The 24710-nt window shown below is 70.3% G+C and carries 20 protein-coding genes and 1 tRNA gene; 11 read left to right on the top strand and 10 right to left on the bottom strand.

Features of this window, described 5'->3' with window-relative positions; translation table 11 throughout:
* Positions 1–35: 35 nt before the first annotated feature.
* The 3 genes from ACWFRU_RS21075 to ACWFRU_RS21065 are packed head-to-tail and all read left to right on the top strand — an operon-like array spanning position 36 to position 2684.
* The gene (locus tag ACWFRU_RS21075) at positions 36–1358 is read left to right on the top strand and encodes a replication initiator (protein WP_453689102.1); all 1323 of its coding nucleotides are present in this window, start codon (positions 36–38) and stop codon (positions 1356–1358) included.
* Positions 1351–1533: a helix-turn-helix domain-containing protein gene (locus tag ACWFRU_RS21070; RefSeq protein WP_358742397.1), complete on the top strand. Its 183-nt coding sequence runs from the start codon at positions 1351–1353 to the stop codon at positions 1531–1533. The genes ACWFRU_RS21075 and ACWFRU_RS21070 overlap by 8 nt, the downstream gene beginning before the upstream one ends.
* Positions 1533–2684, top strand: a complete 1152-nt coding sequence (locus ACWFRU_RS21065; RefSeq protein WP_453689100.1) for a tyrosine-type recombinase/integrase — start codon at positions 1533–1535, stop codon at positions 2682–2684. The genes ACWFRU_RS21070 and ACWFRU_RS21065 overlap by 1 nt, the downstream gene beginning before the upstream one ends.
* A 71-nt stretch (positions 2685–2755) precedes the next feature.
* Here the strand turns inward: ACWFRU_RS21065 and ACWFRU_RS21060 are convergent.
* From ACWFRU_RS21060 to ACWFRU_RS21040, 5 genes are all read right to left on the bottom strand, one after another.
* Positions 2756–2828, bottom strand: a tRNA-Arg gene (locus ACWFRU_RS21060).
* A gap of 83 nt (positions 2829–2911) precedes the next feature.
* The gene (locus tag ACWFRU_RS21055) at positions 2912–4981 is read right to left on the bottom strand and encodes a pectinesterase family protein (RefSeq protein ID WP_453689098.1); all 2070 of its coding nucleotides are present in this window, start codon (positions 4979–4981) and stop codon (positions 2912–2914) included.
* Between the two features lie 83 nt (positions 4982–5064).
* Complete coding sequence (locus tag ACWFRU_RS21050) at positions 5065–6981, bottom strand: helix-turn-helix domain-containing protein (protein WP_453689096.1); 1917 nt, start codon at positions 6979–6981, stop codon at positions 5065–5067.
* Positions 6982–7028: 47 nt separating this feature from the next.
* Positions 7029–8438: an MFS transporter gene (locus ACWFRU_RS21045; protein WP_453689094.1), complete on the bottom strand. Its 1410-nt coding sequence runs from the start codon at positions 8436–8438 to the stop codon at positions 7029–7031.
* A 69-nt stretch (positions 8439–8507) separates the two neighbouring features.
* Positions 8508–9308, bottom strand: a complete 801-nt coding sequence (locus ACWFRU_RS21040; RefSeq protein WP_453689092.1) for a 3-hydroxybutyrate dehydrogenase — start codon at positions 9306–9308, stop codon at positions 8508–8510.
* Positions 9309–9575: 267 nt separating this feature from the next.
* On the opposite strand from ACWFRU_RS21040, the gene rho reads away from it, so the two are divergent.
* Positions 9576–10898 (top strand): transcription termination factor Rho, encoded by a 1323-nt coding sequence (gene rho / locus ACWFRU_RS21035; RefSeq protein ID WP_453689467.1) that lies wholly within the window; start codon positions 9576–9578, stop codon positions 10896–10898.
* 9 nt (positions 10899–10907) lie between these two features.
* Here the strand turns inward: rho and ACWFRU_RS21030 are convergent, their stop codons facing one another.
* A complete protein-coding gene (locus ACWFRU_RS21030; protein ID WP_453689090.1) occupies positions 10908–12191 on the bottom strand; it encodes a M6 family metalloprotease domain-containing protein in 1284 nt (427 codons plus the stop codon).
* Positions 12192–12500: 309 nt separating this feature from the next.
* On the opposite strand from ACWFRU_RS21030, the gene ACWFRU_RS21025 reads away from it, so the two are divergent.
* On the top strand, positions 12501–13157 hold the full coding sequence (locus ACWFRU_RS21025) for a TetR/AcrR family transcriptional regulator (protein ID WP_453689088.1): 657 nt from the start codon (positions 12501–12503) through the stop codon (positions 13155–13157).
* 94 nt (positions 13158–13251) lie between these two features.
* Entirely contained in the window at positions 13252–14766 is a 1515-nt protein-coding gene (locus tag ACWFRU_RS21020; protein ID WP_453689086.1) for an MFS transporter, read from the top strand.
* A 25-nt stretch (positions 14767–14791) separates the two neighbouring features.
* Here ACWFRU_RS21020 and ACWFRU_RS21015 read toward each other — a convergent pair whose 3' ends face one another.
* Positions 14792–15316: a MarR family winged helix-turn-helix transcriptional regulator gene (locus tag ACWFRU_RS21015; protein WP_453689084.1), complete on the bottom strand. Its 525-nt coding sequence runs from the start codon at positions 15314–15316 to the stop codon at positions 14792–14794.
* A gap of 137 nt (positions 15317–15453) precedes the next feature.
* On the opposite strand from ACWFRU_RS21015, the gene ACWFRU_RS21010 reads away from it, so the two are divergent.
* Positions 15454–16242, top strand: coding sequence for a dioxygenase family protein (locus tag ACWFRU_RS21010; RefSeq protein ID WP_453689082.1), 789 nt, complete (start codon positions 15454–15456; stop codon positions 16240–16242).
* Between the two features lie 26 nt (positions 16243–16268).
* Here ACWFRU_RS21010 and ACWFRU_RS21005 read toward each other — a convergent pair whose 3' ends face one another.
* Both ACWFRU_RS21005 and ACWFRU_RS21000 read right to left on the bottom strand, forming a co-directional pair.
* Positions 16269–17336 carry a questin oxidase family protein gene (locus tag ACWFRU_RS21005; RefSeq protein ID WP_453689080.1) on the bottom strand — a complete coding sequence of 356 codons (1068 nt, stop codon included), beginning with the start codon at positions 17334–17336 and terminating at the stop codon, positions 16269–16271.
* Between the two features lie 81 nt (positions 17337–17417).
* Entirely contained in the window at positions 17418–17960 is a 543-nt protein-coding gene (locus ACWFRU_RS21000) for an N-acetyltransferase family protein (RefSeq protein WP_453689078.1), read from the bottom strand.
* 184 nt (positions 17961–18144) lie between these two features.
* On the opposite strand from ACWFRU_RS21000, the gene ACWFRU_RS20995 reads away from it, so the two are divergent.
* Positions 18145–19152, top strand: a complete 1008-nt coding sequence (locus tag ACWFRU_RS20995; protein ID WP_453689076.1) for a sigma-70 family RNA polymerase sigma factor — start codon at positions 18145–18147, stop codon at positions 19150–19152.
* Between the two features lie 313 nt (positions 19153–19465).
* On the top strand, positions 19466–20680 hold the full coding sequence (locus tag ACWFRU_RS20990; protein ID WP_453689074.1) for an IS110 family transposase: 1215 nt from the start codon (positions 19466–19468) through the stop codon (positions 20678–20680).
* Between the two features lie 309 nt (positions 20681–20989).
* Here ACWFRU_RS20990 and ACWFRU_RS20985 read toward each other — a convergent pair whose 3' ends face one another.
* Positions 20990–22081 (bottom strand): helix-turn-helix transcriptional regulator, encoded by a 1092-nt coding sequence (locus ACWFRU_RS20985; RefSeq protein ID WP_453689072.1) that lies wholly within the window; start codon positions 22079–22081, stop codon positions 20990–20992.
* A 62-nt stretch (positions 22082–22143) separates the two neighbouring features.
* Here ACWFRU_RS20985 and ACWFRU_RS20980 point away from each other — a divergent pair, with 62 nt between their 5' ends.
* Together ACWFRU_RS20980 and ACWFRU_RS20975 are read left to right on the top strand one after the other, a co-directional pair.
* Complete coding sequence (locus ACWFRU_RS20980) at positions 22144–23754, top strand: MFS transporter (protein ID WP_453689070.1); 1611 nt, start codon at positions 22144–22146, stop codon at positions 23752–23754.
* 179 nt (positions 23755–23933) lie between these two features.
* The gene (locus tag ACWFRU_RS20975) at positions 23934–24695 is read left to right on the top strand and encodes a DeoR/GlpR family DNA-binding transcription regulator (protein WP_453689068.1); all 762 of its coding nucleotides are present in this window, start codon (positions 23934–23936) and stop codon (positions 24693–24695) included.
* Positions 24696–24710 lie beyond the last annotated feature (15 nt).

Genomic DNA, 24710 nt, shown 5'->3' with positions numbered 1-24710 from the left:
TCCGCGAACTGGGTCAACTGGCCGCACTCGGCACCATGCCCGCGCTCCTGCGCCAACTCTCCGGACTCGGTGGCTGCACGCACCCGATCCGCCTCGACGGTCACCGCACCGAGCACGCCGTGGACACCCGTACCGGCGAGATCGGCAACGTCCTCCACCATCTCGACTCGACCGCCCTCCCGGCCGGTCACCTGCTCGTCCGCTGCAACAACCGCCGTACGACGCGCTGCGCGGCCTGCGCGGAGGTCTACCGCCGCGACACCTTCCACCTGATCACCTCCGGCCTACGCGGCGGAAAAGGCATCCCCGAACGGGTCGCCGCCCACCCCCGCGTCTTCGCCACCTTCACCGCCCCCGGCTTCGGCCCGGTCCACAACCGCCCCAAGGGCCCGGCCCGTACGGTCCGCCCCTGCCGCTGCGGTGTCGTCCACGACCAGGAGGACGCCGCCCTCGGCACCCCGCTGAACCCCGACACCTACGACTACGAAGCGGCCGTGCTCTGGAACGCGCATGCAGGGGCGCTATGGCGGCGCTTCTCCACCTACGTACGCCGGGAAGTCGCCAAGCGCGCCGGTCTCACGCAGCGGGCCTTGCCTGCGTACGCGCGGGTGTCCTTCGCCAAGGTCGCCGAGTACCAGAAGCGCGGCGCGGTCCACTTCCACGCGGTGATCCGCATCGACGGCCCAGGTGGCGGCGACACCCCGCCTCCCGCCTGGGCGACCGCCGAACTGCTGACCGACGCCATCCGAGCCGCCGCGACCGCCGCCCGCGTGGACGGCCCGGTCATCGACGGACGCGCCCACGCCTTCACCTTCGGCCGACAACTCGACGTACGCACGATCCGCTCGGCCGACTTCGACGGTGGCCAGGACCTGACCGAACGGGCTGTCGCCGCGTACATCGCCAAGTACGCCACCAAGGGCGCCGAGACGGCCACGGGAGCTCTGGACCGCCCGCTGAAGTTCCTCGCCGAGCTCGCCCAGCTCGACATCAGCGACCACGCCCGCCGCATGATCCGCACCGCCTGGACTCTCGGCGCCCGCAAGGAACTGGCGGAACTCCGGCTCCGGGCCTGGGCCCACATGCTCGGCTTCCGCGGCCACTTCTCCACGAAGTCCCGCCGCTACTCGACGACCCTCGGCGCGCTCCGCACGGCCCGCGCCGAATGGCGCGCAGCCCAAGCCGCAGAGGCCACCGCCGCTCCGACCACCTACGGATATCCGGAGGTGGGGGGCGACACGACGCTCGTCCTCGCCCACTGGGTCTACGCCGGAACCGGCCTCACCGACACCGAAGCCTGGCTCGCCGAATCCATCGAACCCGCCCTCGGAACAGAAGGAGAACCAACGCATGCGTGACGACGAGCTGTTGACGGTGGCTGACGTCATGGCACGACTCAAGCTCGGACGCTCCACGGTTTATGACCTGATCCGCTCGCGTCGGCTGCCTTCGATCACGATCGGCCGGTGCCGCCGTATCCCGGCTCGGGCCTTGCGGGACTACATCGCCAACGAACTGGAGGTGGCTGCCTGATGGCTGCTAATCGCAAGCGGAATCCGAACGGCGCGGGCACCATCACCAAGCGCAAGGACGGGCGCTATCAGTGCGCCGTGTACGTCCTCCAGCCGGACGGCACCCGTGCCCGGAAGTTCGCCTACGGCAAGACCTGGCAGGAGTGCGACACAAAGCGCCGGGAGCTGCTCGCCAAGGTTGATCAGGGCGTCCCCGTACCGACTCGCTCGGCCAAGCTCTCCGAATGGCTGCCGTACTGGCTGGACAACGTGATCAAGCCTCGGCGGAAGCTCAGCACCTACGACAAGTACGAGGCGCACGTCAGGCTCTACCTGGTGCCGGTCCTCGGTGGGAAGCGGCTCGAATCTCTCGGTGTCGCGGACGTGCGTCGTTTCCTCGTCCTCCTGGAGAAGGCCGCCACCGCAGCAACGGCCAAGGAGTCGCACCGCGTGCTGCGCTCCGCCCTGACCGCTGCCTGCCGCGAAGAACTCATCACACGGAACGTCGCCAAGCTCGTCGAGCCGCCCCGCACGGACAACCGGGAGCTGAATCCCTGGAGCCTGGACGAGACACTCGACTTCCTCGCGGCCTCTCGCAGAGATCCGCTTTACGCGGCCTTCGTGCTCGCCATCGCCATGGGCCTGCGTCGGGGAGAGATCGTCGGTCTTCGCTGGACGGACATCGACCTGGACAACCGGGTCCTCTACGTCCGGCAGCAGACCCAGAGGCGTCGTGGCGTCCTGTACGACGACGACCCCAAGAGCCGTCGCCGTCGCGCCGTCCCGCTGCCCGCGCTCTGCATCGCACCACTGCGCTGGCACCGTATGCGGCAGTCCGCCGCTCGTGCCAAGGCAGGGGAGCAGTGGCACGAGTCGGCGTACGTCTTCACCACCCGCACCGGTCGCCAGGTCGAGCCGCGCAACATCTACCGCTCGTTCACGCGCGTCGCCGAGTCGGCCGGCCTCCGCGTCATCCGGCTGCACGACGCTCGCCATGGCACGGCCACGCTGCTCACTGCGGCCGGAGTCGCGCCCCGCGTCGTGATGGAGATCCTCGGGCACTCCCAGATCAGCATCACGATGGACGTGTACACGCACGTCGTGCAGGACACGCAGCGTGAGGCCATGAGCCACATGGACCGGCTGCTCAGGAGGCGTCGCGGTCGTCAGTGACCACTCGCGTTGATGTCAGATGTAGATGTCAAAGGCCCCGGACCAAGATCGGTCCGGGGCCTTTCCCCTTGTGCCCCCGGCAGGATTCGAACCTGCGACACCCGCTTTAGGAGAGCGGTGCTCTATCCCCTGAGCTACGAAGGCAAGGTGGCGCCGCCACGGATGGCGGTTCCAGACAGGGTAGCGGATGGGGGTGGGGCGGCGGTGCGGGGCCGGGGGTGGGGTTGTCAGGCTGTCGGGGTCCAGTTGCCCAGCCAGTCGTTGATTTCCTGGGTCGTGGCCTGCGTGTCCGTCAGGTGGGGGCGGTCGTTGCTTGCCGGGCCCGCGCCCGCGCCCGTGTTCTTGTACTCCGCGAAACGGTCGTCCTTCCAGGAGAAGCCGCCCATGTCCGTCCACGGGGTGGGCTTGATGGCCGCGCTGAGGGACGAGTCGCGGACCGTCGTCTGCGGGTCCAGGGTCGCGTCGCCGCCCGCGTGCCAGTTGCGGCCCAGGTAGAAGCTGCGCGCGGACACGTCGCCGTTGACCGTGGTGCGGGTGATCAGGAAGCCCTTGCGGTCGGGGGCGGTCGAGGGCGCGGTGACGTAGCCCTGCGAGGAGCCGTCCCAGCGCTTCTTGAGGGTGATCACCGAGCGGTCCACCACGGCCGTCGCCCGGCCGAAGATGAAGTCCGTGTTGCCGATGATGTAGGAATTCTTGATGTATGCGCGGCCCAGTTTCGCCTTGGATGCCGTGTCGAGGAGCAGCGTGTCCTGGTCGCCCTCGACGATCACGGTGTCCAGGAACGCCTTGTCGGCGGCCGTGCGCAGGGCCACCGCCTGGTGGCCGGAGATGTTCTGGTGGGTCTTCTCGTCGAAGTCGTTGGAGATCGTCAGGTTGCGGGCCTGGAAGTCGTCCGCCTCCGCGGCGACGGTCGCGCTGCCCGAGGTGCCGTACGTGCCTGAACCGTCCGGCTTGGGGGTCCCCGCGGCGTTGTCGTACACGATGACCGTGTCCTTGCGGCTGCCGCCCGTGCCCTGCAGTGTGACGTGCGGCTTGTCGGCCGGGATCTTGACCGTCTCGCGGTACGTGCCCGGCTTGATGGCGACCGTGACCCGCGACGGGTTGTTCGCGGGGACCGCGTTCACCGCCGCCTGGACTGTTCTGTACTGGCCGCTGCCGTCCTTCGCCACGGTGAGGGTGCTCGCCGCGGCGGCCTTCGTCGAAGTGACACCGACCGTCGCGCGCGGGCCCGTCCCCGCCTTCAGCTTCGCCGGGACGTCCGACGCCTTGTCGAGCGTGTAGGCGTAGAAGCTCTTCGGGTCGAAGGCCGCTCCTCCGCTCTCGTTGCGGCCGCTGGTGCCCTTGAAGACGTTGCCGCGCTGCACGACCGACGCCGTACTGTCCTTCGTCACCGGGTTGTTGAGGCCCTCGAAGTAGCTGTTCTCCAGGACCATCTTCGTCTTGCCGCGCGAGTAGTTCCCGTAGGACGAGGTGATGTCCGTGCCCGGCACGTCCTGCAGATAGTTGTTGTAGAGGTGCGCGTGGGCCACGTTGTCGGTGGACGGGTTGCGCTGCTCGGTCTCGCGGAACCAGTTGTGGTGGATCGTGATGTCGGCCGTCGTGTTCTCGGTCCAGCCGATGCCGAAGGTCTTGTTGTTGTCGCTCAGCTTGTTCCAGGACACCGTCAGGTACGTGGTGTCCTTGCGGCTGTCTATCAGGCCGTCGGCCATGTGCCGCAGGTCGTTGTGGTCGATCCAGACATGGTGCGCGCCGTCCATCTGCACGGCGTCGAAGTCGTGCTCCTTGTCGTTCCACGTGCCCGCGTACGAGTCCCGGATCGTGAGGTTCCGGATGATCACGTTGTGTACGCCCTGGCCCAGGAAGAAGCCGCCCCCGACGATCTGGCCCGAGGTTCCGGAACCCACGATCGTCTTGTCGGACGCGACCTTGATCTCCTTGCCCTTGGGGTTCATCGTGATCGTCGCGGCGACCACGATGACGTACGGATCGGAGGCCGTCGCGTACTTCTCCAGGTCCGCGAGCGTCTTGACGGTGACCGTCTTCCCGCCGCGTCCGCCGTATGTGCCGTTCTGGCCGAGCGCGTTGACCGAGGCGAAGCCGTCGGCCACGTCCGTCGCCCAGGCGGTGGCGGAGGTCGGCGCCGCCGATGCCTTCGGCTGGGCGTCCTCGCCGAACAGTCCGAACGCCGTGCCGTACGTGAGCCCCGCCGCGGCCGCCACGGCCACCGGGATGCCGAGTCGCACGCCGGTCAGCCGCCGCCTGCGGTGCCGCTGTTGCGTCGCTCTAGTGTGCTTCATGTGGGGTAGCCGCCCTGAAGATCGTTGGTGTGAGTTGCGCAGGGCAGTCGCCACCACCGGGCGGATTGGTTGCCGTGGGTTTTTTAGACCGATCCCGACGCCGACGTGTACGCATGCAGCCGCAACGCCAGCTGGATCTCCAGCGCACGCTCCGGCGACTGCCAGTCGGCGCCCAGCAAGTGGCCTATCCGGTCCAGGCGTTGGACCACGGTGTTCACGTGCACGTGCAGGGCGTCCTTCGCCTTGGACTGGCTCATGCCGCAGGCGAAGTACGCCCGCAGGGTGTGGATCAGTTCGGTGCCGCGCCGGGTGTCGTAGTCCAGGACGGGGCCCAGCGTGCGGCGTACGTACGAGTCGAGATTCGTGTCCTCACCGAGGAGCACGCCGAGGAAGCCGAGGTCGGGGAGGTCCGCGCCGCGCCCGGTGTGGCCGAGCGCGCGCAGGGCGGAGAGGCACCGCAACGCCTCCGCGTGGGCCTGGGAGAGGGCCTCGGGGCCGATCGCGGGGCCCGCGGCGCCGACCGTGACCGGCGCCCCGGCGGCCTGGGTCAGCTCGGCGGCGAGCGCGCGGGCCCGAGAGCCCGTGTCGTCGGCCGGGATCACCAGAGCCACGTGGTCGTGGTGCAGGCCGGACAGACCGCGGTGGGCGCGGGCCGCGCGCGCGGCCGACGAGAGCAGCAGCCGACGGGAAGCCGCTTCGCTGTGGGCGACGAACACCGCGTGGGGCAGGGCCAGATCGACGTCCAGGCGGCGGGCGCGCGCGGCGAGCCGGCCCGGGGTGCCGGAGAGGGAGAGCAGGTCACCGAGGAGTTCACCGCGTACGCGGTCCTCGGCCTCGGCGGCCGAACGGCGAAGGAGCAGGAGCAGCGCGGTGACGACCCCGGCGCGTTCGAAGAGGCGGCGGTCGGCCTCGCCGAGGTCGGGCCGGCCGGTGAGGGCGATGCTGCCGAGGAGCTCCGGGCCCGCGAGGACCGCGCACACCCAGGTCCCGTCGAGGGGCACCGCCCGGCCGCTGGCACGCGAGGCGGCGACGGCCTCGGCGGGCGGCGTACGGGGATCGGCGTCGACCCGGGCGAGTTCCGTCCCGTCCGCGTCATGGATGAGGGTGCCGCCGTCCAGGAGGGCGCCGATGGCCGTGGCGACCTCGGTGAAGTCGCCGCCGCGCAGCACGAGATCGGTCAGGCGGTCGTGCGCGTCCTCGGCCCTGCGCAGCGCCTCGCTGTGCGCGCGGATGGTCTGCGACGCCTCGTTCAGGTCGACGAGCGCGGCCCGGGTCTCCTCCATGCGGCGGGCGCTGTCGATGGCGATGGCCGCGTGGTCGGCGAGCGAGGAGAGCAGCGCGCCCTCGTCCGGCGTGAAGGCACGGGCGGTGCGGTCGGCGGCGTACAGGACCCCGATGATGTGGGTGCCCTGCCGCAGCGGTACGCCGAGGATGGCATGCAGGCCCTCTTCCAGTACGGCGCTGTCGATGGTCGCGGTGTGCTGGAAACGGGGGTCGACCTCGTAGTCCCCGGTGGCGTACGGGCGGGCGGTCTGGGCGACGAGGCCGCCGAGCCCCTCGCCCATGCCCAGGCGCAGGTTCTGGAAGGCGGCGGAGACCGAGCCGTCCGTCACGCGCATGTAGGTGTCGCCCGCCGCCGGGTCGTTGAGGGACAGATACGCGACGTCCGTACGGAGCAGCAGCTTGGCCCGGTGCACGATGGCGCGGAGCACCGCGTCCAGGTCGCGCAGCGCGGCGAGGTCGCCCGCCGTGTCGAACAGCGCGGTCAGTTCGGCTTCTCTGCGCTGGTGCTGGTTCAGGGTGCGCCGTACGCGCAGGGCGGTCTGCGTGGCCTCGTCGACCGCCGCGAGCTGGGCGCCGCTCGCCCCGGCGGCGCGGGCCGCGGCGGCAGGGCGGGCGAACTGCTCGGCCGGCGCGTCCTGGGCGAGCAGGTCGAGCAGTTCACGCAGGGCGGCGGTGCACACCTGCTCCCGGTGGGCGGCGTCTGGGGAGCTGGTCATACGACGGGTCGCCTCCGGGAGCGGGGTGCGCGTGCGGGTGGTGCGAGTCAAGGGCGGCTTCCGATTGTCGCCGAGGCCGCGCCGGTCGCACCCTCGGAAGCGGAACCCTGTTCGGCCGGAGAGGAGAGCGAACGGCCCCGGGTCTCCTTCGCCACGAGCACCGTGAGCGTCGTGATCACCACCGTCACGCAGACGTAGAGCGCCACGGGCGTGGCCGAATCGAAGTCCTTGAGGAGTTCCACCGCGATGATCGGTGCGAGCGCGCCGCCGATGATGGACGCGAGCTGCGAGCCCATCGACGCCCCGGAGTAGCGCACCTTCGTGTCGAACATCTCCGAGATGAAGGCGGCCTGCGGCCCGTACATCGCGCCGTGCAGGAGCAGCCCGACCGTGACGGCGAGGGTGATCACGGCGAAGGACTCGCTGTCGACGAGCGCGAAGAACGCGAACGCCCACAGGGCCATGCCGATGGAGCCGATCAGGGTGACGGGCCTGCGGCCGATGCGGTCCGAGAGCGCGCCCCACAGCGGGATCGTCACGAAGTGCACGGCGGAGCCGATGAGGACGGCGTTCAGGGCGGTGCTCTTGGGCAGTTCCAGGTGCACGGTGACGTAGACGAGGACGAAGGCCGTGAGGATGTAGTACGAGACGTTCTCGCCGAGCCGGGTGCCGATCGCGGTGAGGACGCCGCGCCAGTTGTGCCGGAAGACCTCGACGACCGGGGCGTCCTGCTTGGCGGCTTCCCCGGAGGCCTCCGCCTTCGCCTGCGCCTCCAGGAACAGCGGCGACTCCGACACCGAGACCCGTATCCACAGGCCGATGATCACGAGCACCCCGGAGAGCAGGAACGGGATGCGCCAGCCCCAGGCGAGGAACGCCTCGTCGGACTGGACGGCGGCGAGGAGCGCGAGGACGCCCGTGGCCAGGAGGTTGCCGCCGGGGGCGCCCGCCTGCGGCCAGGATGCCCAGAAGCCGCGGTTCTTGTCGTCGCCGTGCTCGGAGACGATCAGGACGGCGCCGCCCCACTCCCCGCCGAGCGCGAAGCCCTGGATCAGGCGCAGCACCGTGAGCAGGATCGGGGCGCCGACGCCGAGGGTGGCGTGGGTGGGCAGCAGGCCCATCGCGAAGGTGGCGCCGCCCATCATCATCAGGCTGAGCACGAGCAGCTTCTTGCGGCCGATCTTGTCGCCGAAGTGGCCGAAGACGACGCCGCCGAGGGGCCGGGCGGCGAAGCCGACGGCGTACGTGAGGAAGGAGAGGAGGGTGCCGACCAGCGGGTCGCTGTCGGGGAAGAAAAGGGTGTTGAAGACGAGCGCGGCGGCCGAGCCGTAGAGGAAGAAGTCGTACCACTCGATGGTGGTGCCGATGAGGCTTGCGCTGATGATGCGGGCGATACCTGGCGTGCCCGGGGTTTCGCCGGGGTTCTTGCCCGGGGCGCGCGACGTTGCGGCTGCCATGGCGTGTTCCGTTTCTCGATGGGGACGTGAGGGGGACGTGTGGTGAAAGGGCCCTGAGGGAGCGGGGGTTCAGCCGGCGGTCCAGCCGCCGTCCAGGGGCAGCGAGGCGCCGGTCACGAAGCCGCTGTGGGGGCCGCAGAGCCAGAGCGCGGCGGCGGCGATCTCCTCGGGTTCGATGAGCCGCTTGGCCGCGGAACGCCGCAGCAGTACGTCGGTGAGGACCTGCTCGGGCGCGATGCCGTGGGCGGTGGCCTGGGCGCTGATCTGGTCCTCGACGAGGGGCGTACGGGTGTAGCCGGGGCAGAGGCAGTTGCTGGTGACGCCGTGCGTCGCGCCTTCCAGGGCGGTGACCTTGCTCAGGCCCTCCAGGGCGTGCTTGGCGGTGACGTAGGCGGACTTGAAGGCGCTGGCGCGCAGCCCGTGCACGCTGGAGATGTTCACGACGCGGCCCCAGCCGCGGGCGTACATGTGGGGCAGCGTCCTGCGCAGCAGGAGGAACGGCGCGGTGACCATGACCCGCTGGATCAGGTCGAACCGCTCCGGGGGGAACTCCTCGATGGCGGCGACGTGCTGGAGCCCGGCGCTGTTGACGAGGATGTCGACGTGCGTGGGCAGGGTGTGCACCGCGGCGGGGTCGGCGAGGTCCACGGCGTGTGCCTCGCCGTCGATCCGGTCGGCGACGTCCTTGGCCGCGTCGGCGTGCCGGTCCACGACGTGCACGAAGGCGCCCGCGTCGGCCAGGGCCACGGCACAGGCCCGCCCGATGCCGCTGGCGCCGCCGGTGACCAGGGCGGTGCGTCCGGTGAGATCGGGTCCGGCGGTTCTGGCCGGTCCTGCGGGGGTGTCTCCGCGGGGAGTGGGGCTCGTCATGGCCGGAAACGTAAGGGTGTGCCGGGCGGGGTTCCCATGTGTGGGGCCCACATAACCGGGGAGCGCTTCATGTGGGCGGGTGCGGCCGTCCGGGTACGTCTCCGGTGACCCACGTCACGTCCGGACCGCCGCGAGCTGTGCTACCTTGCGAACAGCACGTGTGTACGCCGCCTTCTGCGGCGCCGGTGCCAGTCTTCTTTTTCTTCCGCCTCGTCGAGGCTCTCGCAGTCCAGCGGCTCCCCGGTTCGTGTCTTTTCGCGAAGCCTTCTGCCGCAGTTCCTCACTCCGCCCGTCGTACGGGACGTGAACACACCGTTCCGCCGGGCCCCTTCATTCGCATGCTCGCGAAAGGACCCCCTCATGAGTACCGCAACCATCACCCGCGACAAGAGCACCACCACATCCACCACCACATCCACCACCTCGGCCGCCACCGCGGCCCCCGTCGTCGCCGCCTCCGGCATCCTCGACGTGAGTCACAACGCCAACGGCCATCTCCGTACGGGCGATTGCCTCCCCACCCCGAACGACGTACAGGTTCCCTCCGCGCTCATCCGCCGGCTCGGCCTGCGCGCGGGTGACCTGGTCGAGGGTGTCTGCGGCAAGGCCCGCACCCTGACCGGCGTCGAGCGGGTCAACGGACACTCCGCCGAAGCCCTGCGCAGGCGCGCGCGGTTCGGCGACCTGACCCCGCTGCACCCCCGCGAGCGGCTCCGCCTGGAGACGCCCGGCGGCGGCACCTCCGGCAGCGGCGGCGGCAGTGTCGCGACCCGGCTCATCGACCTCGTCGCCCCCGTCGGCAAGGGCCAGCGCGGCCTCATCGTCGCGCCGCCCCGCACCGGCAAGACCGTCCTGCTCCAGCAGATCGCCGCCGCCGTCAGCGCGAACCACCCCGAGGCCCACCTCATGGTGGTGCTGCTCGACGAACGGCCCGAGGAGGTCACGGACATGAAGCGTTCCGTACGGGGTGAAGTGCTCGCCTCGACCTTCGACCGGCCCGCCAAGCAGCACATCGCCCTGGCCGAACTCGCCGTCGAGCGCGCCAAGCGGCTCACCGAGGAGGGCAAGGACGTCGTGATGCTCTTCGACTCCCTCACCCGGCTGTGCCGCGCGTACAACAACGCGGCCTCCAGTGGTGGCCGCACCCTCTCCGGAGGTGTCGACGCCGCCGCCATCCAGGGGCCCAAGCGCCTCTTCGGTGCCGCGCGGTGCGCGGAGGAGGGCGGGTCCCTGACCATGCTCGCCACCGTGCTCGTGGAGACCGGTTCGCGCGCCGACGACTACTACTTCGAGGAGCTCAAGGGCACCGGCAACATGGAGCTGCGCCTCGACCGGGGCATGGCCGAACGCCGGGTCTTCCCCGCCGTCGACGTCACCCCTTCCGGCACGCGGCGTGACGAACTCCTGGTGCCTGCCGACGAGTTGACGGCCGTACGCGGCCTGCGGCGCGCCCTGCACGGCCGGGACGCGCAGAGCAACCTGGAGGCGCTGATCGAGCGCCTGCGCAAGACTCCGGACAACGTCGCCTTCCTGCGCCAGGTGCAGCAGACGGTGCCCGGCGCCGGGTCCGCCAAGGTCAACGGCGGCTGAGGCGTGGCCTCACGGGCGCGTGACGTGCACCCGGTAGCGCCCTTGGTCGTCGATGTCCGTCACCGTGATGCGTACGCCCGTCTTCTTGTCCGTGAAGGTCTGTCCGGGCTCGTAGGTCGCGTCGGAGAGCTCCGCGTGGACGTTCGGCCGGCGCGTGCAGCCGCCGCTGTCCTTCGTGGAGTCCGAGACCGTGATCGGGCCGTGGCCGGTGTCGACCTCCGCGTCCACCCGGTAGATGAGGACGCCCGGCTTGCAGATCGCCTCGTCGTTGCCGCCGCGGGTGCGCACCTCGACGGCGTACCCCGTCCGCTCGGTCAGCGGCACGAAGGCGAGCTTGGTGCCGCCTTCCGTCGGCAGCGGGCTGAGCGTGTGCTCGGTGGTGCCGGAGTTCGACGCGCAGCTGACCTGGTCGTCGCCGAGCCAGCCGAGCTTCCATTTGTGCCAGGCCACCAGGTCGTTGTTGGCGCCCCAGTCCTCGCTCATGATGTCCCAGTGGCCGACCGCGCCGCCGCCCTCCTGCGTGTAGAGGTCGGGCAGGCCGAAGACGTGGCCGTTCTCGTGGGGGAGCACGCGGTAGCCGGTCTCGCGGTAGCTGCCCGAGCCGTCGTCCTGCCTGCTGTAGACGAAGGACGCGTTCGAGACCGGGACGCCGTCCGCGACGGGGGCCTCGGTGTTGCCCGCGAAGGTCACCGACAGGACCGTGTCGAGCGCGGAAGGGCCCGCGTTCGGTGTGATCAGGATGTTCACCAGGTCGTACTCGCGGAAGTCCACGTCCGGGTCGGCCTCCGCCACGATGTCCGTGACCAGCTCGCGGTAGCCGGGGTCGAAGGGTGCGCCGCGCTCTATCCCGTACTCCTTGAAGCTCTTGGGCATCCGCAGCCAGTCGGAGACGGGGGACTCCGGGCGGTAGTCGAGCCGTCCGTAGGAGCTGGTGCGAAACCAGTCCGACGTCTGCGGGAAGAACTCCGCGAGGCGGTCGAGCGCGGTGCCCTCACCGGGGGCGTCGGAGAAGTCGACCATGAGGTTCAGGGCCCGGACGGTGCCGGTGGAGCGGGAGTAGCCGGTGGGGGTGGGCATGCCCTCGGACATCTGGACGCCCATCGTGCCGCTGATCATGCACGGGTTGAGGGTGGTCGCGCGGGCCAGGGACGAGGGGCCCGCCGCCGTGGGGGACTCCTCCATCAGGCGGCCGGTGCTCGCCGACGTGGTGACCGTGAAAGCAAGGACGGCGCAGGTGGCGAGTGCAGCGCCACGTCGCGCTCCGCATATCTGCCTCCAGGTCGGCTGCTGCATGCGTGGGCCTTCCCGTAGCGGCAGCCGCCGGTCCTGGCTGCACCCTTTCGATCACCCTGTGCCGGTGGGTGCGCGGGCGCTCGCTGGGTGCGACCGATCGTGGGTTTCTTGTTCATCTAGGTCTCCATGCGGGCCCTCGGGCAGGTGTGACGCGGGTCACTCGAAGAAAATCGGAGAGCGGGAAATATCCGGGGACTGTCTCCCCGTTTAGACCTGTGTCCGAGCGAAACGGGGAGTGATTCCCCGCATCGCGCATCCGAGGCTCCGGCACCGTCCGGAGACTCGACCGCAGACTTGAGGAGAGCCGCCGTGGAAACCGCCACCGCCGCGCAGCGCCGCACGCCCCGCCCGCGGGCCGACGCCCTGCGCAACCGGGAGCGGATCGTCGCCGCCGCACGCGAGATGTTCGTCGAGTTCGGCCCCGATGTGCCGCTCGACGAGGTCGCGCGCCGGGCAGGCGTCGGCAACGCCACGGTCTACCGGCACTTCTCCGACCGTTCCGAACTGGTCCACCAGGTCGTCCTGATGGTCACCGACCGCGTCTCGGCACACGCCGAGGCGGCGATCGAGGCCGCGGACGCCGACCCGAGTGTCGCGTTCGACGTCCTGCGCCGGTTCGTCCATGCCTCCGCCGACGAGCGCATCGGTGCCCTGTGCCCGGTCCTCCAGGCGGCCTTCGACCCCGATCACCCGGATCTGGTCGATGCCCGTGAGCGGCTCGAAGCCGTGATCGACGGGCTCATGCAACGGGCGCGCGCGGCCGGGCAGCTGCGCACCGACATCGCCGTCGGGGACCTGATGGTCGCCCTCTCCCAGCTCACGAGGCCGCTGCCCGGCACGGCGTGCCCGAACATGGACCGCTTCGTCCACCGTCATCTGCAGCTGTTCCTCGACGGCCTGATGGCGCCGGCCCGCTCCGAGCTGCCCGGTGAGGCGGCGACCTTGGAGGACCTCCGCCAGTCCTGAGCCCGCCAGTCCTGAGCCCGCCTGGCCCGGGCCGCTCGAACGCATCGCTTTTCCGTCACTTTTTCACCACACGTACCGCTAGGTGGCTACTCCCATGTCAGAAACAGATCCCAGGCGCTGGAAAGCGCTGATCTTCATCGCGCTCGCGCAGCTGATGGTCGTCCTCGACGCGACCATCGTGAACATCGCGCTGCCCTCCGCCCAACAGGACCTGGGCATCTCGGACGGCAACCGCCAGTGGGTCATCACGGCCTACGCCCTGGCCTTCGGTGGCCTGCTGCTCTTCGGTGGCCGCATAGCCGACCTCTGGGGCCGCAAGCGCACCTTTGTGACCGGCCTGGTCGGCTTCGCCGCGGCCTCCGCGCTCGGCGGCGCCGCCACCGGCGAGGCCATGATGCTGGGCGCCCGCGCCCTGCAGGGTGTGTTCGGCGCGCTGCTCGCGCCCGCCGCCCTGTCGCTGCTCGCCGTGATGTTCACCGATGCCAAGGAGCGCGCCAAGGCGTTCGGCATCTACGGTGCGATCGCCGGTGGTGGTGGCGCCGTGGGCCTGATCCTCGGCGGCTTCCTCACCGAGTACCTGAACTGGCGCTGGACGTTCTTCGTGAACATCCCGTTCGCCGCCGTCGCCGCGATCGGTGCCTACTTCGTCATCCGTGAGCCGGCCGGCGCCCGCAACCGCTCGCCGCTCGACATCCCGGGTGTGGTCCTGTCCACCCTCGGTCTGGTCTCCCTCGTCTACGGCTTCACGCGCGCCGAGTCGGCCGGCTGGTCGGACTCCCTGACGATCGGCATGTTCGTCGGCTCTGCCGTCCTGCTCGCCGCGTTCGTCCTCGTCGAGGCCAAGGTCAAGTCGCCGCTGCTCCCGCTGCGCGTCCTGACCGAGCGCAACCGCGGTGGCGTCTACCTCTCGCTCGGCCTCGCGATCATCGCGATGTTCGGCCTGTTCCTCTTCCTCACGTACTACCTGCAGATCGTCAAGGGCTTCTCGCCGGTGAAGACCGGCTTCGCGTTCCTGCCGATGATCGTCGGCATGATCACGGGCTCCACGCAGATCGGCGCCCGCCTGATGACCCGCGTCGCGCCGCGGCTCCTGATGGGCCCGGGCTTCGTGGTCGCGGCCCTCGGCATGCTGCTCCTGACGCAGCTGGAGATCGGCACCTCGTACGCCGGTCTGATCCTGCCCGCGCAGCTGCTGCTCGGCCTCGGCATGGGTACGGCGTTCATGCCCGCCATGTCGCTGGCCACGCACGGTGTGGAGCCGCGTGACTCGGGTGTCGCCTCCGCGATGGTCAACACCTCGCAGCAGGTCGGCGGCGCCATCGGCACCGCCCTCCTGAACACCATCGCCGCCTCCGCCACGACCGCGTACATCGCGGACCACGCGGCGGGTGCGACGACTCCCGCGGCCCAGAAGCTGGTCCAGGCGCAGGCCATGGTCGAGGGCTACACCAGCGCGATCTGGTGGGCCGTCGGCATCCTGGCCGCCGCCGCCGCGATCGCCTTCGCCCTCATCAACACCGGTGCCCAGAGCGGCGCTCCGGCCGCCTCGGGCTCCGGCGACGGCGAGGGTGTCGAGGACGAGATCAGGATTCCGGTGGTCGCGCACTGACCCCGGCCCCGCAAGGGGAGGCGGTCTAGCGGAGCCAGGGCAGGTCCGCCCCCGCCTCCTTCGGCTGAAGTCCCTCGGCGACGATCGACATGATCTCGCCGAGGGACTTCTGCTGTTCCGGGGTGAGCCGGTCGAAGAGTGCCTGGCGCACGGCGGTGACATGGCCGGGTGCGGTCTTGCGCAGCACCTCGTACCCGTCGTCGGTGAGGATCGCGAACTGGCCGCGCTTGTCGGAGGGGCAGTCCTCGCGGCGCACCCAGCCGTTCTTCTCCAGGCGCGCGACGGCGTGCGAGAGGCGGGATCGGGTGATCTTGGTGTTCTTGGCCAGCTCCGTCATGCGCTGGCGCCGCCGCGGGGCGACGGAGAGCTGGACCAGGAGGCCGTAGTAGATGTGCGGCATGCCGGCGTCACGCTGCAACTGGCGGTCGAGGTGATCCTCCAGGAGCGTGGTGGCCTGCAGATACGCGAGCCAGGTGCGCTGTTCGTCGTCGTCGAGCCAACGCGGTTCCCCGTCGGGAAGGCCGGGGGAAGAAGTGGGTGCCGTGTCCATGTACTCCACTGTACGCAGCCCTTCCTTGAAAGTTAAACAATATAGGAGTAGCGTCATCGCCGAGAAAGCTTGAGAGTTAAAGCAAAAGCTTCGGTGTCAGAGCAAACCGTTCCTCGTACGTTCTCGGAGGTGCCGCCATGACCGCGACCCAGGAGCGCATGCCCGCCCTGTACCTGAGCCATGGCGCACCGCCGCTGGCCGACGACGCGCTCTGGCCGGACCAGCTCCGCGCCTGGTCGGCGGGGCTGCCGCGCCCCAAGGCCATCCTCATGGTCTCCGCCCACTGGGAGGAGGCCCCGCTCGCCCTCGGCGCGACAGAGACGGCCCCGCTCGTCTACGACTTCTGGGGCTTCCCCGAGCACTACTACCAGGTCACGTACGCCGCCCCGGGCGCCCCCCAACTGGCCGACTCCGTACGCAAACTGCTGCGCGGGGCGGGTACACCGGTGCAGGACATCCCGGATCGCGGGCTCGACCACGGAGCGTATGTCCCGCTCGTCGAGATGTATCCCGACGCGGACGTCCCCGTGCTCCAGATCTCCCTGCCGACCCTCGACCCGCGCCGCCTCCTCGACATCGGCCGCAAGCTCGCGCCGCTGCGCGACGAGGGCGTGCTGATCGTCGGCAGCGGCTTCTTCACGCACAATCTGGCCGCGCTGCGGCAACTGGACCGCGGTGTGCCGTCGTGGTCGGCGGAGTTCGACGCGTGGGGGCACGAGGCGCTCGACGCGGGCGACATCGACGGTCTCCTCGACTTCCGGCACAAGTCTCCGGCGGGCGAGCTCGCGCATCCGCGCACGGAGCACTTCGCGCCCTTGTTCGTGACGCTGGGGGCCGCGGAGGCCGCGGGGGACCTCGGCGGGCAGCGCAGTGTGATCGACGGGTTCTGGATGGGGCTCGCGAAGAGGTCGGTGCAGTTCGGCTGACGGCTGACGGCTGACCGTTGACCGCTTCAGGCGAGCGGTTCGCTGATCTCGATCGCGCGCAGGGCCGCCGTCAGGGCTAGGTCGTCGCCCACGTCCAGTGCCGTGTCGGCGAACTTGATGACGTGCTCGTCGCCGTGCGCCAGGGCCCGCTCGAAGACCTCTTCGGGGGCGAAGGTGCCGGGCGCCGTGTACGTGACCGGGGCGTCGGGGGCGTAGATCGAGGTCACGGCGGCCGATGCCGTCCAGGCGGCGTGCAGGCTCGGCGCCCACAGGGTGCGGGGCAGCGCGGGCAGGGTCCGCAGCACGGCGTTGGGGGCCGTCGACGCGTGCACCAGCATGGTCGGCTCGCCGTGGCCGTGCGTGGCGTACCGGTGGGCGGCCGCCCGCACCAGCTCGGTGAGCCCGCGGCGCGCCTCGTCCGGGTCCGTCACCGTGGCCGCCCACGCGGGCAGGCCCACGACCCTGCCGAGCCTGGCGGGGAAGCCACCGCTGTCCCGGTCCGGGATGGGCCGGACGGCGTCCAGGGCGGCGGCCGCGCTGCCCTCGCCGTCGCCCATCGGCAGGAGCTGAACGCCGGTGACGGGGTGGTGGCGGGCGGCCCAGTAGCCGAGGCCGTGGGCGAGTTCGGTGACGCGGGGTCCGGTCGCCTCGCCGGTCAGGAGCGTGCGGACCGCGTGGCCGACGCGGATCACCGGGTGCGTGGAGCCGCCGTACATGCCGGGCAGCAGGAGCGGCCACCAGGCGGCGAGCACCTCGCGCCAGGGGCGTTCACCGACCTGCCGGACGAAGTACGCGATCCAGTCCGCCGCCCGGCGTGGATCGCCGAGTGCCTCGCGCCAGTTGTCGCCGGTGATTGTTCCGACCGCGCCCGGGTACTCCTCCAACTTCGGCGCGTACAGCCCGAGCCAGCGGTGGACGGCACCGGAGTGGCCGTGCGCGGCGAGCGCCTCGACGGCCATCGGGGCGTGGTTGGTGAGCCGTCCGAGCCGCTCGGGGCCCGAGGCGTGCAGGCGCTGCAGGGCTTCGTCGAGGGTGCCGGTGGTGTCGGCTGCGGCGGCTGCTCCGGCGGCTGTGGCGTCTGCGGTGGCGTCCATGGCGGCACGGTAGGCGGGCCGGGGCGCGGGCGTAACGGCCGTGCGGCCTAGGTCAGGGCTTAGGGCGGGCCCGGTCGGGACCTAGGACCCGCTTCGGTGCCGGGGGCCGAGGGGACGCTCGTACCAGGCGACGTCCCAGTAGCGGCCGAACTTGCGGCCCACCTCGTGGTACGTGCCGACGTGCCGGAAGCCGAAACGTTCGTGGAGGCGGCCGGAGGCGACGTTCGGCTGGGCGATCCCGGCGTAGGCGCGGTGCAGGTCCTCGCCTTCGAGGGCCTCGAAGAGCGCCTTGTAGAGCAGGGTGCCGATGCCGCGGCCCGCGGCATCCGGCGCGCAGTAGACGCTGACTTCCACAGAAGTGGCGTACGCGGGCTTGACCCGGAAAGGAGAACTCGTGGTGTACCCGAGGATCAGGCCGGAATCCCGCTCCTGGGCAACCAAGAGGCGGTGGGGACCGTCTTCAGGGTGGGAGAGCAGCCAAGGGCGGCGCTCTTCCGGCAGGAAGACGGCCGTGTCGAATGTGATCGCCGTCTCGCGTACGTAGTGGTTGTAGATGGCGGTCAGGGCCCCCAGATCGGCCTCCGAGCCGGGCCTGACCTGCACCTCATTACGTTCCGGCGTCATCCGGCCTCCCTTTGTGGCGGCACAGGGTACTGCAACGTCAGGAAAATAGTTGCGCGGCTTGGGAATTCTGTCCGGATTCCAGTCGTTGTTTCCATCGGAAGCAGGGCACCCGCAAGGGTGTGGTTTCCACCACAGAGGCCCGTGAAAAGGGCCGACCAGGACCTCCACACGCAAGGGAGCACGCATGGCAACCCGTGCCGTCGCCCGTCGTAAGTCCGCCTCCACCGGCGAGACCGACGCGGCACGCAGTGTTCGCGCCGTAGGCGGGGAGATCGCCGACCGCGACCTGGTCGGCATGTACCTCGACGAGATCGCGCGTACGCCGCTGCTCGACGCCGCCAAGGAAGTCGAGCTGTCCCAGATCATCGAGGCCGGTGTGTACGCCCGGAAGATACTGGACGGTGACGTCGAGGACTCCGTCCCCGGTGCCTCCGCGTCCCGCGAGGAGCTCGAGGCGCTCGTCGCCGACGGCGAGCGGGCCAAGGACGTCTTCATCCGGTCGAACCTGCGTCTGGTCGTCGCCGTGGCCCGCCGTTATCCGCGCAGTGGTCTGCCGCTGCTCGACCTGATCCAGGAGGGGAACGCGGGCCTGGTCCGCGCGGTCGAGAAGTTCGACTACGCCAAGGGCTTCAAGTTCTCCACGTACGCCACGTGGTGGATCCGTCAGGCCATCACGCGCTCCATAGCCGACCAGTCCCGCACGATCCGGCTGCCCGTCCACCTGGTGGAGGAACTGGGCCGCATCCGCCGGGTCATGCGTGAGTTCAACCGCAAGAACGGACGCGATCCGGAGCCGGAAGAGGTCGCGGCGGAGCTGGACTCCACGCCCGCGCGTGTCACGGACGTCCTGGACTGGGCGCGTGACCCGGTCTCGCTCAACATGGGCGTGGACGACAACGGCGACACGCAGTTCGGTGACCTTCTCGAGGACACCTCCGCGGTCTCGCCCGAGCAGTCCGTCCTGACCCTGCTGCGCAGCGAGGAGCTCGACGACCTGATCGGCCGCCTCGACCAGCGCACGGCCTCCATCATCAAGATGCGGTACGGCATCGAGGACGGCCGCGAGCGGACGCTGACGGAGGTCGGTAAGCAGCATGGGCTGACGCGGGAGCGGATCCGCCAGATCGAGAAGCATGCGCTGCTCGAACTGAAGAAGCTGGCTCGGGACACGGGCTTCGACGCGGCCGCGTAGGCCTTTGGCGGCCCGCGAAGCCGTCCCTCGACTGAGCCCTGGTGCCATCCCCCGTTATCTTTTTCGCGGTCCTGCAATGGGGCCGCTGGCCTCTGGGCTCGGTATGACTGTGTCCCCTCTGTCGAACGGATGACCTGGGGGGTGGTGTCGCCGGGCCCGGGAGGTGCCGTCGGAGACGCTGATGAGAGACCCGGCCACCGTCCGGCCCTGCGCAATGCCGGGCAGTTCGCGGGCGGCAGGTCTGCATAACGTGGATGCGCGAGCACGGTGCCACCGCCGAGGCCAGCACGGTCAACACCTCTGGAGTCGTGCGATGTTAGACACCGAAGGCATAGGCGTCTTCCTCGGGATGGACGTCGGCAAGACGGCCCACCACGGTCACGGACTGACACCGGCCGGGAAGAAGGTCTTCGACAAGCCGATGCCCAACAGCGAACCGAAGCTGCGGGCCGTATTCGACAAACTCAAGGCCAAATTCGGCACTGTCCTGGTGATCGTGGACCAGCCGGCCTCGATCGGTGCCCTGCCCCTGACCGTCGCCCGCGATGCGGGCTGCGAGGTCGCCTACCTGCCCGGACTCGCCATGCGCCGGATCGCCGACCTCTATCCAGGAGAGGCGAAAACCGATGCGAAGGACGCGGCGGTCATCGCGGACGCCGCCCGGACGATGCCCCGCACGCTGCGGTCGCTGGAGCTGGCCGACGAGATCACCGCCGAGCTCACGGTGCTGACCGGCTTCGACCAGGACCTCGCCGCCGAAGCCACCCGCACCTCCAACCGGATCCGCGGCCTGCTCACCCAGTTCCACCCCAGCCTCGAGCGCGTGCTCGGCCCGAGACTGGACCACGCAGCCGTCACCTGGCTCCTCGAGCGCTACGGATCCCCGGCAGCACTACGGAAGGCCGGCCGTCGCAGACTCGTCGAGGTGATCCGGCCCAAGGCCCCGCGCATGGCCACCCGGCTGATCGACGACGTCTTCACCGCACTCGACGAGCAGACCGTCGTGGTCCCGGGCACCGGCACCCTCGACGTGGTCATACCGTCGCTGGCCCGCTCGCTGGCCGCAGTCCACGACCAGCGCCGGGCCCTGGAAGCCCAGATCAACAGCCTGCTGGAGGCTCACCCTCTTCACCAGGTCCTGACTTCGATGCCGGGAGTCGGAGTCAGGACCGCCGCCGTCCTGCTGGTCACCGTCGGCGACGGCACCGGCTTCGCCAGTGCCGCACACCTCGCCTCCTACGCCGGCCTCGCCCCCACGACCAAGTCGTCAGGAACCTCGATTCATGGTGAGCACGCACCACGCGGCGGAAACCGGCAGCTCAAACGCGCCATGTTTCTCTCCGCCTTCGCCTGCATGAACGCCGACCCGGCCTCCCGCGCCTATTACGACCGGCAGAGAGCCCGCGGCAAAACCCACACCCAAGCCCTCCTCCGCCTCGCCCGCCAACGCATCAGCGTCCTGTTCGCCATGCTCCGAGACGGCACCTTCTACGAATCCCGGACCCCCGACGTCACTCTCGCCGCATGACCACCCCAAAAACCCGCATACCAGGCACCATGTCCTTGACGAAGGACATAGAGACACCCCCCGGCACCGGGGCTCATCCCTGCGCGGGGCGGGCGGCTTACGGGGCTTCCCCGCGCTCCGCGCGGACCTGAGCCGCGCTCCGCGCGGGGCCTCTCACCCGCCCACCCTTTGCTCCCGGGTAATCGGGTGGGTGGGTGGGAGAAATCCGCGCGGAGCGCGGTACAGGGGCGTCCCCCACGGCCTGCAGGCGCCGGCGCCGGAGCGCGCGGCGCGGTGATGGGCCAAGGCCGCGGGCGGCACAGGGCCCGGTCAGGAGGACGACGCCCGGGTCAGGCGGGAGCCCAGTTCCCGGAGGGAAGTGATCAGTTCTGGTGGGCCGTGGGCCACGAAATCGCAGCCGGCAGTAGCAAGCCGCACCGCAAGCCATTCGATGGAGTCCGTCACCTCCGCGCGGAGGCGGCACCTCGTGGCCGAAAGGGGCTCCGGCGTACCCAGCGCCGAGGGGAACGCCCGGGCGACGGCCTCCGCGGACGCCTCGAACGTCACGTCGACCGCGTACGAAGGCTGCCCCCGCCACATCGACCGGCGGATGAACTCCGCCGCGTCCCCCGTCGGCAACTCCCGCGGCACGAAGCGGGCCCCGGTCGCGAAGGGCGACGACACCCGGTCCACCCGGAACGTACGCCAGTCGTCGCGGTCGATGTCGTACGCCACGAGATACCAGCGCCGCCCCGTCGACACGAGCCGATGCGGCTCCGTCAGACGCCGGGACTCCGTGCCGTCACCGGAGCGGTACGCGAAGCGCAGGCGCTCCTGGCCCGCCGCCGCGGACGCCATCACCGTCAGCGTCTCGGGCGCGATGCTCGCGCCGTCGCCACTGGTCAGCGGGGTCGTCGCGACCTGGAGGGTCTGGACTCGGTGACGCAGGCGCGAGGGCAGCACCTGTTCGAGCTTCGCCAGGGCCCGGACCGACGCCTCCTCCACGCCCTCCACCGCGTGCCCCGCCCCGGCCCGCAGCCCCACCGCGATCGCCACCGCCTCCTCGTCGTCCAGGACGAGCGGAGGCATCGCCTTCCCGGCGACCAGGCGGTAGCCGCCGGTCGCCCCTTGACTCGCCTGCACCGGGTAGCCGAGGTCCCGCAGCCGGTCGATGTCGCGCCGCACCGTACGACGGCTGACGCCGAGCCGCTCCGACAGCTCCCCGCCGGGCCACTCGCGCGGGGTCTGGAGGAGGGAGAGGAGCTGCAGCAGCCGAGCTGGGGTGTCCGTACTCCCAGAACCGGAGCCAGAACCGGATCCCGAACCGGATCCCGAACCGGATCCCGAACCGGATCCCGAACCGGACCTTTCCGAAGCCGTGCCCGATGCCGTGCCCGAAGCCGTGCCCGAAGTTGATGTCATGTTCTTCAGGATGCCGCCCATCTAGGACACAGTCTGGCCTATATGGCTTCTAGTCTCCTCTCATGACTTACAGCAGCCCTGCCACCACACCCCCCGGATCGGACGCCGCCGCCGCAGCCGACCGGCGCCGCTGGTTCGCCCTCGCCATCGTGATGACGGCGGCCTTCATGGACCTCGTCGACGTCACCATCGTCAATATCGCGATCCCGTCCATCCAGGAGGAAGCAGGCGCCTCGTACAGCCAGATCCAGTGGATCACCGCGGGCTACGCGCTCGCGTTCGCCGCCGGGCTCATCACCGGCGGGCGGCTCGGCGACATCCACGGGCGCAAGCGGATGTTCCTGATAGGGATCGGCGGCTTCACCGTCGCCTCCGCGCTCTGCGGATTCGCCGCGAACCCGGAGATGCTGGTCGCGTCCCGGATTCTGCAGGGCGGCATGGCCGCGATGATGGTGCCGCAGGTCCTGTCGATCGTGCACGCCACCTTCCCCGCACACGAGCGGGGCAAGGTCTTCGGGCTCTTCGGGATGATCGTGGGGCTCGGCGCCGTATCGGGGCCGCTGCTCGGCGCGCTGCTGACCCAGTGGAATCTGTTCGGGCTCGAATGGCGGCCGATCTTCCTCATCAACCTGCCGGTCGGCATCGCGGGACTGATCCTCGGCAGCAAGTTCATCACCGAGTCCAAGGCGCCGAAGGCCCTCAAGCTCGACCTCGTCGGCGTCGTCCTCGTCACGCTCGGCCTGCTGATGGTGCTCTACCCGCTCACCCGCGGGCAGGAGCTGGACTGGCCGCTGTGGGGCCACGCCATGATGGCGGGCGGACTCCTCGTCTTCGTCGCGCTCATCGCGTACGAGAAGGCGAAGGCGGCCAAGGACGGTTCGCCGCTCGTGGAGCTGTCCCTGTTCAAGGTGAAGAGCTTCGCCGCGGGCATCGCGGTGCAGACCGTGTTCGGTGTCGCGATGGGCATCTTCTTCCTGGTCTGGACGGTCTACATGCAGACGGGACTCGGCTGGAGCGCGCTGCGGGCGGGCACGACCGGGGTGCCGTTCTCGATCGCCGTCTCGGTGGCGGCCGGCATGTCCGTACAGAAGCTCGTGCCGCGGTTCGGGCGCAAGGTGCTGCAGGGCGGCGCGCTCGTCATGGCCGCCGGGGTGCTGCTCTACATCTGGGAGGCGGACCGGTACGGCGCGGGCATCGCGTCCTGGCAGATGGCGCTGCCGCTGGTCGTGATGGGCGCGGGCATGGGGTTCATCGTCGCGCCGCTGACCGACGCCATCCTGTCGGACGTGCCGCGTGAGCACTCCGGGTCCGCGTCCGGGCTGCTCAACACCGTGCAGCAGATGGGTACGGCGCTCGGGCTCGGCCTGGTCTCGGTGGTGTTCTTCGGCGTGATCAACGAGAAGGCGGCACGGAGCGAGATGCCCATGGAGATCGTGGGCGCCTTCCAGAACTCGCTGTGGTGGGTCGTGGGCGTACTCGTCGCCATCTTCCTGCTGATGTTCGCCCTGCCGTCGAAGCCGCGGCAGCACGTGGAGGGCGCCGACGCCGGCCATGACGGCGGCCATGACGCCGGCCGTGACGGCGGCGGTGAGGACGTGGTCGTCGATGGCCCCCGTGTCCCCCGTGTCCCCCGTGACGAACTCGACGAGCGGGAGCCCGCGTTGACCTCCTGACCGGGGGAACGACAGGGCGCGGCCCGGGCGGAGCCACGAGCTCCGCCCGGGCCGCTTTATAGCGATCAGAGAAGTCCGTTCATGCCCGCGCAGAGTCCGAACCTGTGGACTTCACGGAAAAGCAGTCGTACTCTGCAGGTGAAACCACACACTCGGGCACCCGGCGGAGGCAAACGGACATGTACGCACCGGAGCGGCAGCAGGAGATCCTGCGGCTCGCGCGCGACGGCGGCCGGGTCGACGTCCTGTCGCTCGCCGAGGAGTTCAAGGTCACCGCCGAGACCATCCGGCGCGACCTGAAGGCCCTCGACCGCGCGGGCCTGGTGCGCCGCGTGCACGGCGGTGCCATACCGGCCGGGCGCCTGGACTTCGAGCCCGACCTCGCCGAGCGCGAGGGAACGGCCGCCGACGAGAAGGACCGCATCGCCCACGCCGCCCTCGCCGAGCTGCCCGCCGAAGGCAGCGTCATCCTCGACGCCGGTTCGACCGTCGCCCGCCTCGCGGCCTCCCTCCCGCTCGAAGCGACGTTCACCGTCGTCACGCACGGCCTCCCCACCGCCGCCCGCCTCGCCGACCACCCCGGCATCCAGCTCCACCTCATCGGAGGCCGCGTCCGCAGCCGTACGCGCGCCGCCGTCGACGCGTGGGCGCTGCGGGCGTACGGGGAGATCCGCGCCGACGTCCTCTTCGTCGCCGCGAACGGCTTCTCGGCGCAGTCCGGCCTCACCACCCCCGATCTCGCCGAAGCCGCCGTCAAGCGCGCGGCGATCGGCGCGGCCCGCCGCGTGGTGCTCCTCGCGGACTCCACCAAGCACGGGCAGGAGCACTTCGCGCGCTTCGGTGATCTGGCGGACGTGGATCTGCTGATCACCGACAGCGGCCTCAGCGCCGAGGACGCCGCGGCGATCGAGAGCGGCGGCACGGAGGTGATCCGGGCATGAGCGGCGCGGACACCC

The sequence above is a fragment of the Streptomyces sp. NPDC055099 genome (assembly GCF_053607685.1).
The sequence above is the reverse complement of the archived record's forward strand: the minus strand, read 5'-3'. Positions and strand labels throughout refer to the sequence as shown.

Coding starts and splice junctions, on each gene's coding strand:
- ACWFRU_RS20995 (WP_453689076.1), top strand. CDS start 18,145: ATGGCAACCCGTGCCGTCGCCCGTCGTAAGTCCGCCTCCACCGGCGAG.
- ACWFRU_RS21070 (WP_358742397.1), top strand. CDS start 1,351: ATGCGTGACGACGAGCTGTTGACGGTGGCTGACGTCATGGCACGACTC.
- ACWFRU_RS20990 (WP_453689074.1), top strand. CDS start 19,466: ATGTTAGACACCGAAGGCATAGGCGTCTTCCTCGGGATGGACGTCGGC.
- ACWFRU_RS21000 (WP_453689078.1), bottom strand. CDS start 17,960: ATGACGCCGGAACGTAATGAGGTGCAGGTCAGGCCCGGCTCGGAGGCC.
- ACWFRU_RS21040 (WP_453689092.1), bottom strand. CDS start 9,308: ATGACGAGCCCCACTCCCCGCGGAGACACCCCCGCAGGACCGGCCAGA.
- ACWFRU_RS20975 (WP_453689068.1), top strand. CDS start 23,934: ATGTACGCACCGGAGCGGCAGCAGGAGATCCTGCGGCTCGCGCGCGAC.
- ACWFRU_RS21005 (WP_453689080.1), bottom strand. CDS start 17,336: ATGGACGCCACCGCAGACGCCACAGCCGCCGGAGCAGCCGCCGCAGCC.
- ACWFRU_RS21030 (WP_453689090.1), bottom strand. CDS start 12,191: ATGCAGCAGCCGACCTGGAGGCAGATATGCGGAGCGCGACGTGGCGCT.
- ACWFRU_RS21010 (WP_453689082.1), top strand. CDS start 15,454: ATGACCGCGACCCAGGAGCGCATGCCCGCCCTGTACCTGAGCCATGGC.
- ACWFRU_RS21055 (WP_453689098.1), bottom strand. CDS start 4,981: ATGAAGCACACTAGAGCGACGCAACAGCGGCACCGCAGGCGGCGGCTG.
- ACWFRU_RS20985 (WP_453689072.1), bottom strand. CDS start 22,081: ATGACATCAACTTCGGGCACGGCTTCGGGCACGGCATCGGGCACGGCT.
- ACWFRU_RS20980 (WP_453689070.1), top strand. CDS start 22,144: ATGACTTACAGCAGCCCTGCCACCACACCCCCCGGATCGGACGCCGCC.
- ACWFRU_RS21015 (WP_453689084.1), bottom strand. CDS start 15,316: ATGGACACGGCACCCACTTCTTCCCCCGGCCTTCCCGACGGGGAACCG.
- ACWFRU_RS21020 (WP_453689086.1), top strand. CDS start 13,252: ATGTCAGAAACAGATCCCAGGCGCTGGAAAGCGCTGATCTTCATCGCG.
- ACWFRU_RS21065 (WP_453689100.1), top strand. CDS start 1,533: ATGGCTGCTAATCGCAAGCGGAATCCGAACGGCGCGGGCACCATCACC.
- ACWFRU_RS21075 (WP_453689102.1), top strand. CDS start 36: ATGCCCGCGCTCCTGCGCCAACTCTCCGGACTCGGTGGCTGCACGCAC.
- ACWFRU_RS21045 (WP_453689094.1), bottom strand. CDS start 8,438: ATGGCAGCCGCAACGTCGCGCGCCCCGGGCAAGAACCCCGGCGAAACC.
- ACWFRU_RS21050 (WP_453689096.1), bottom strand. CDS start 6,981: ATGACCAGCTCCCCAGACGCCGCCCACCGGGAGCAGGTGTGCACCGCC.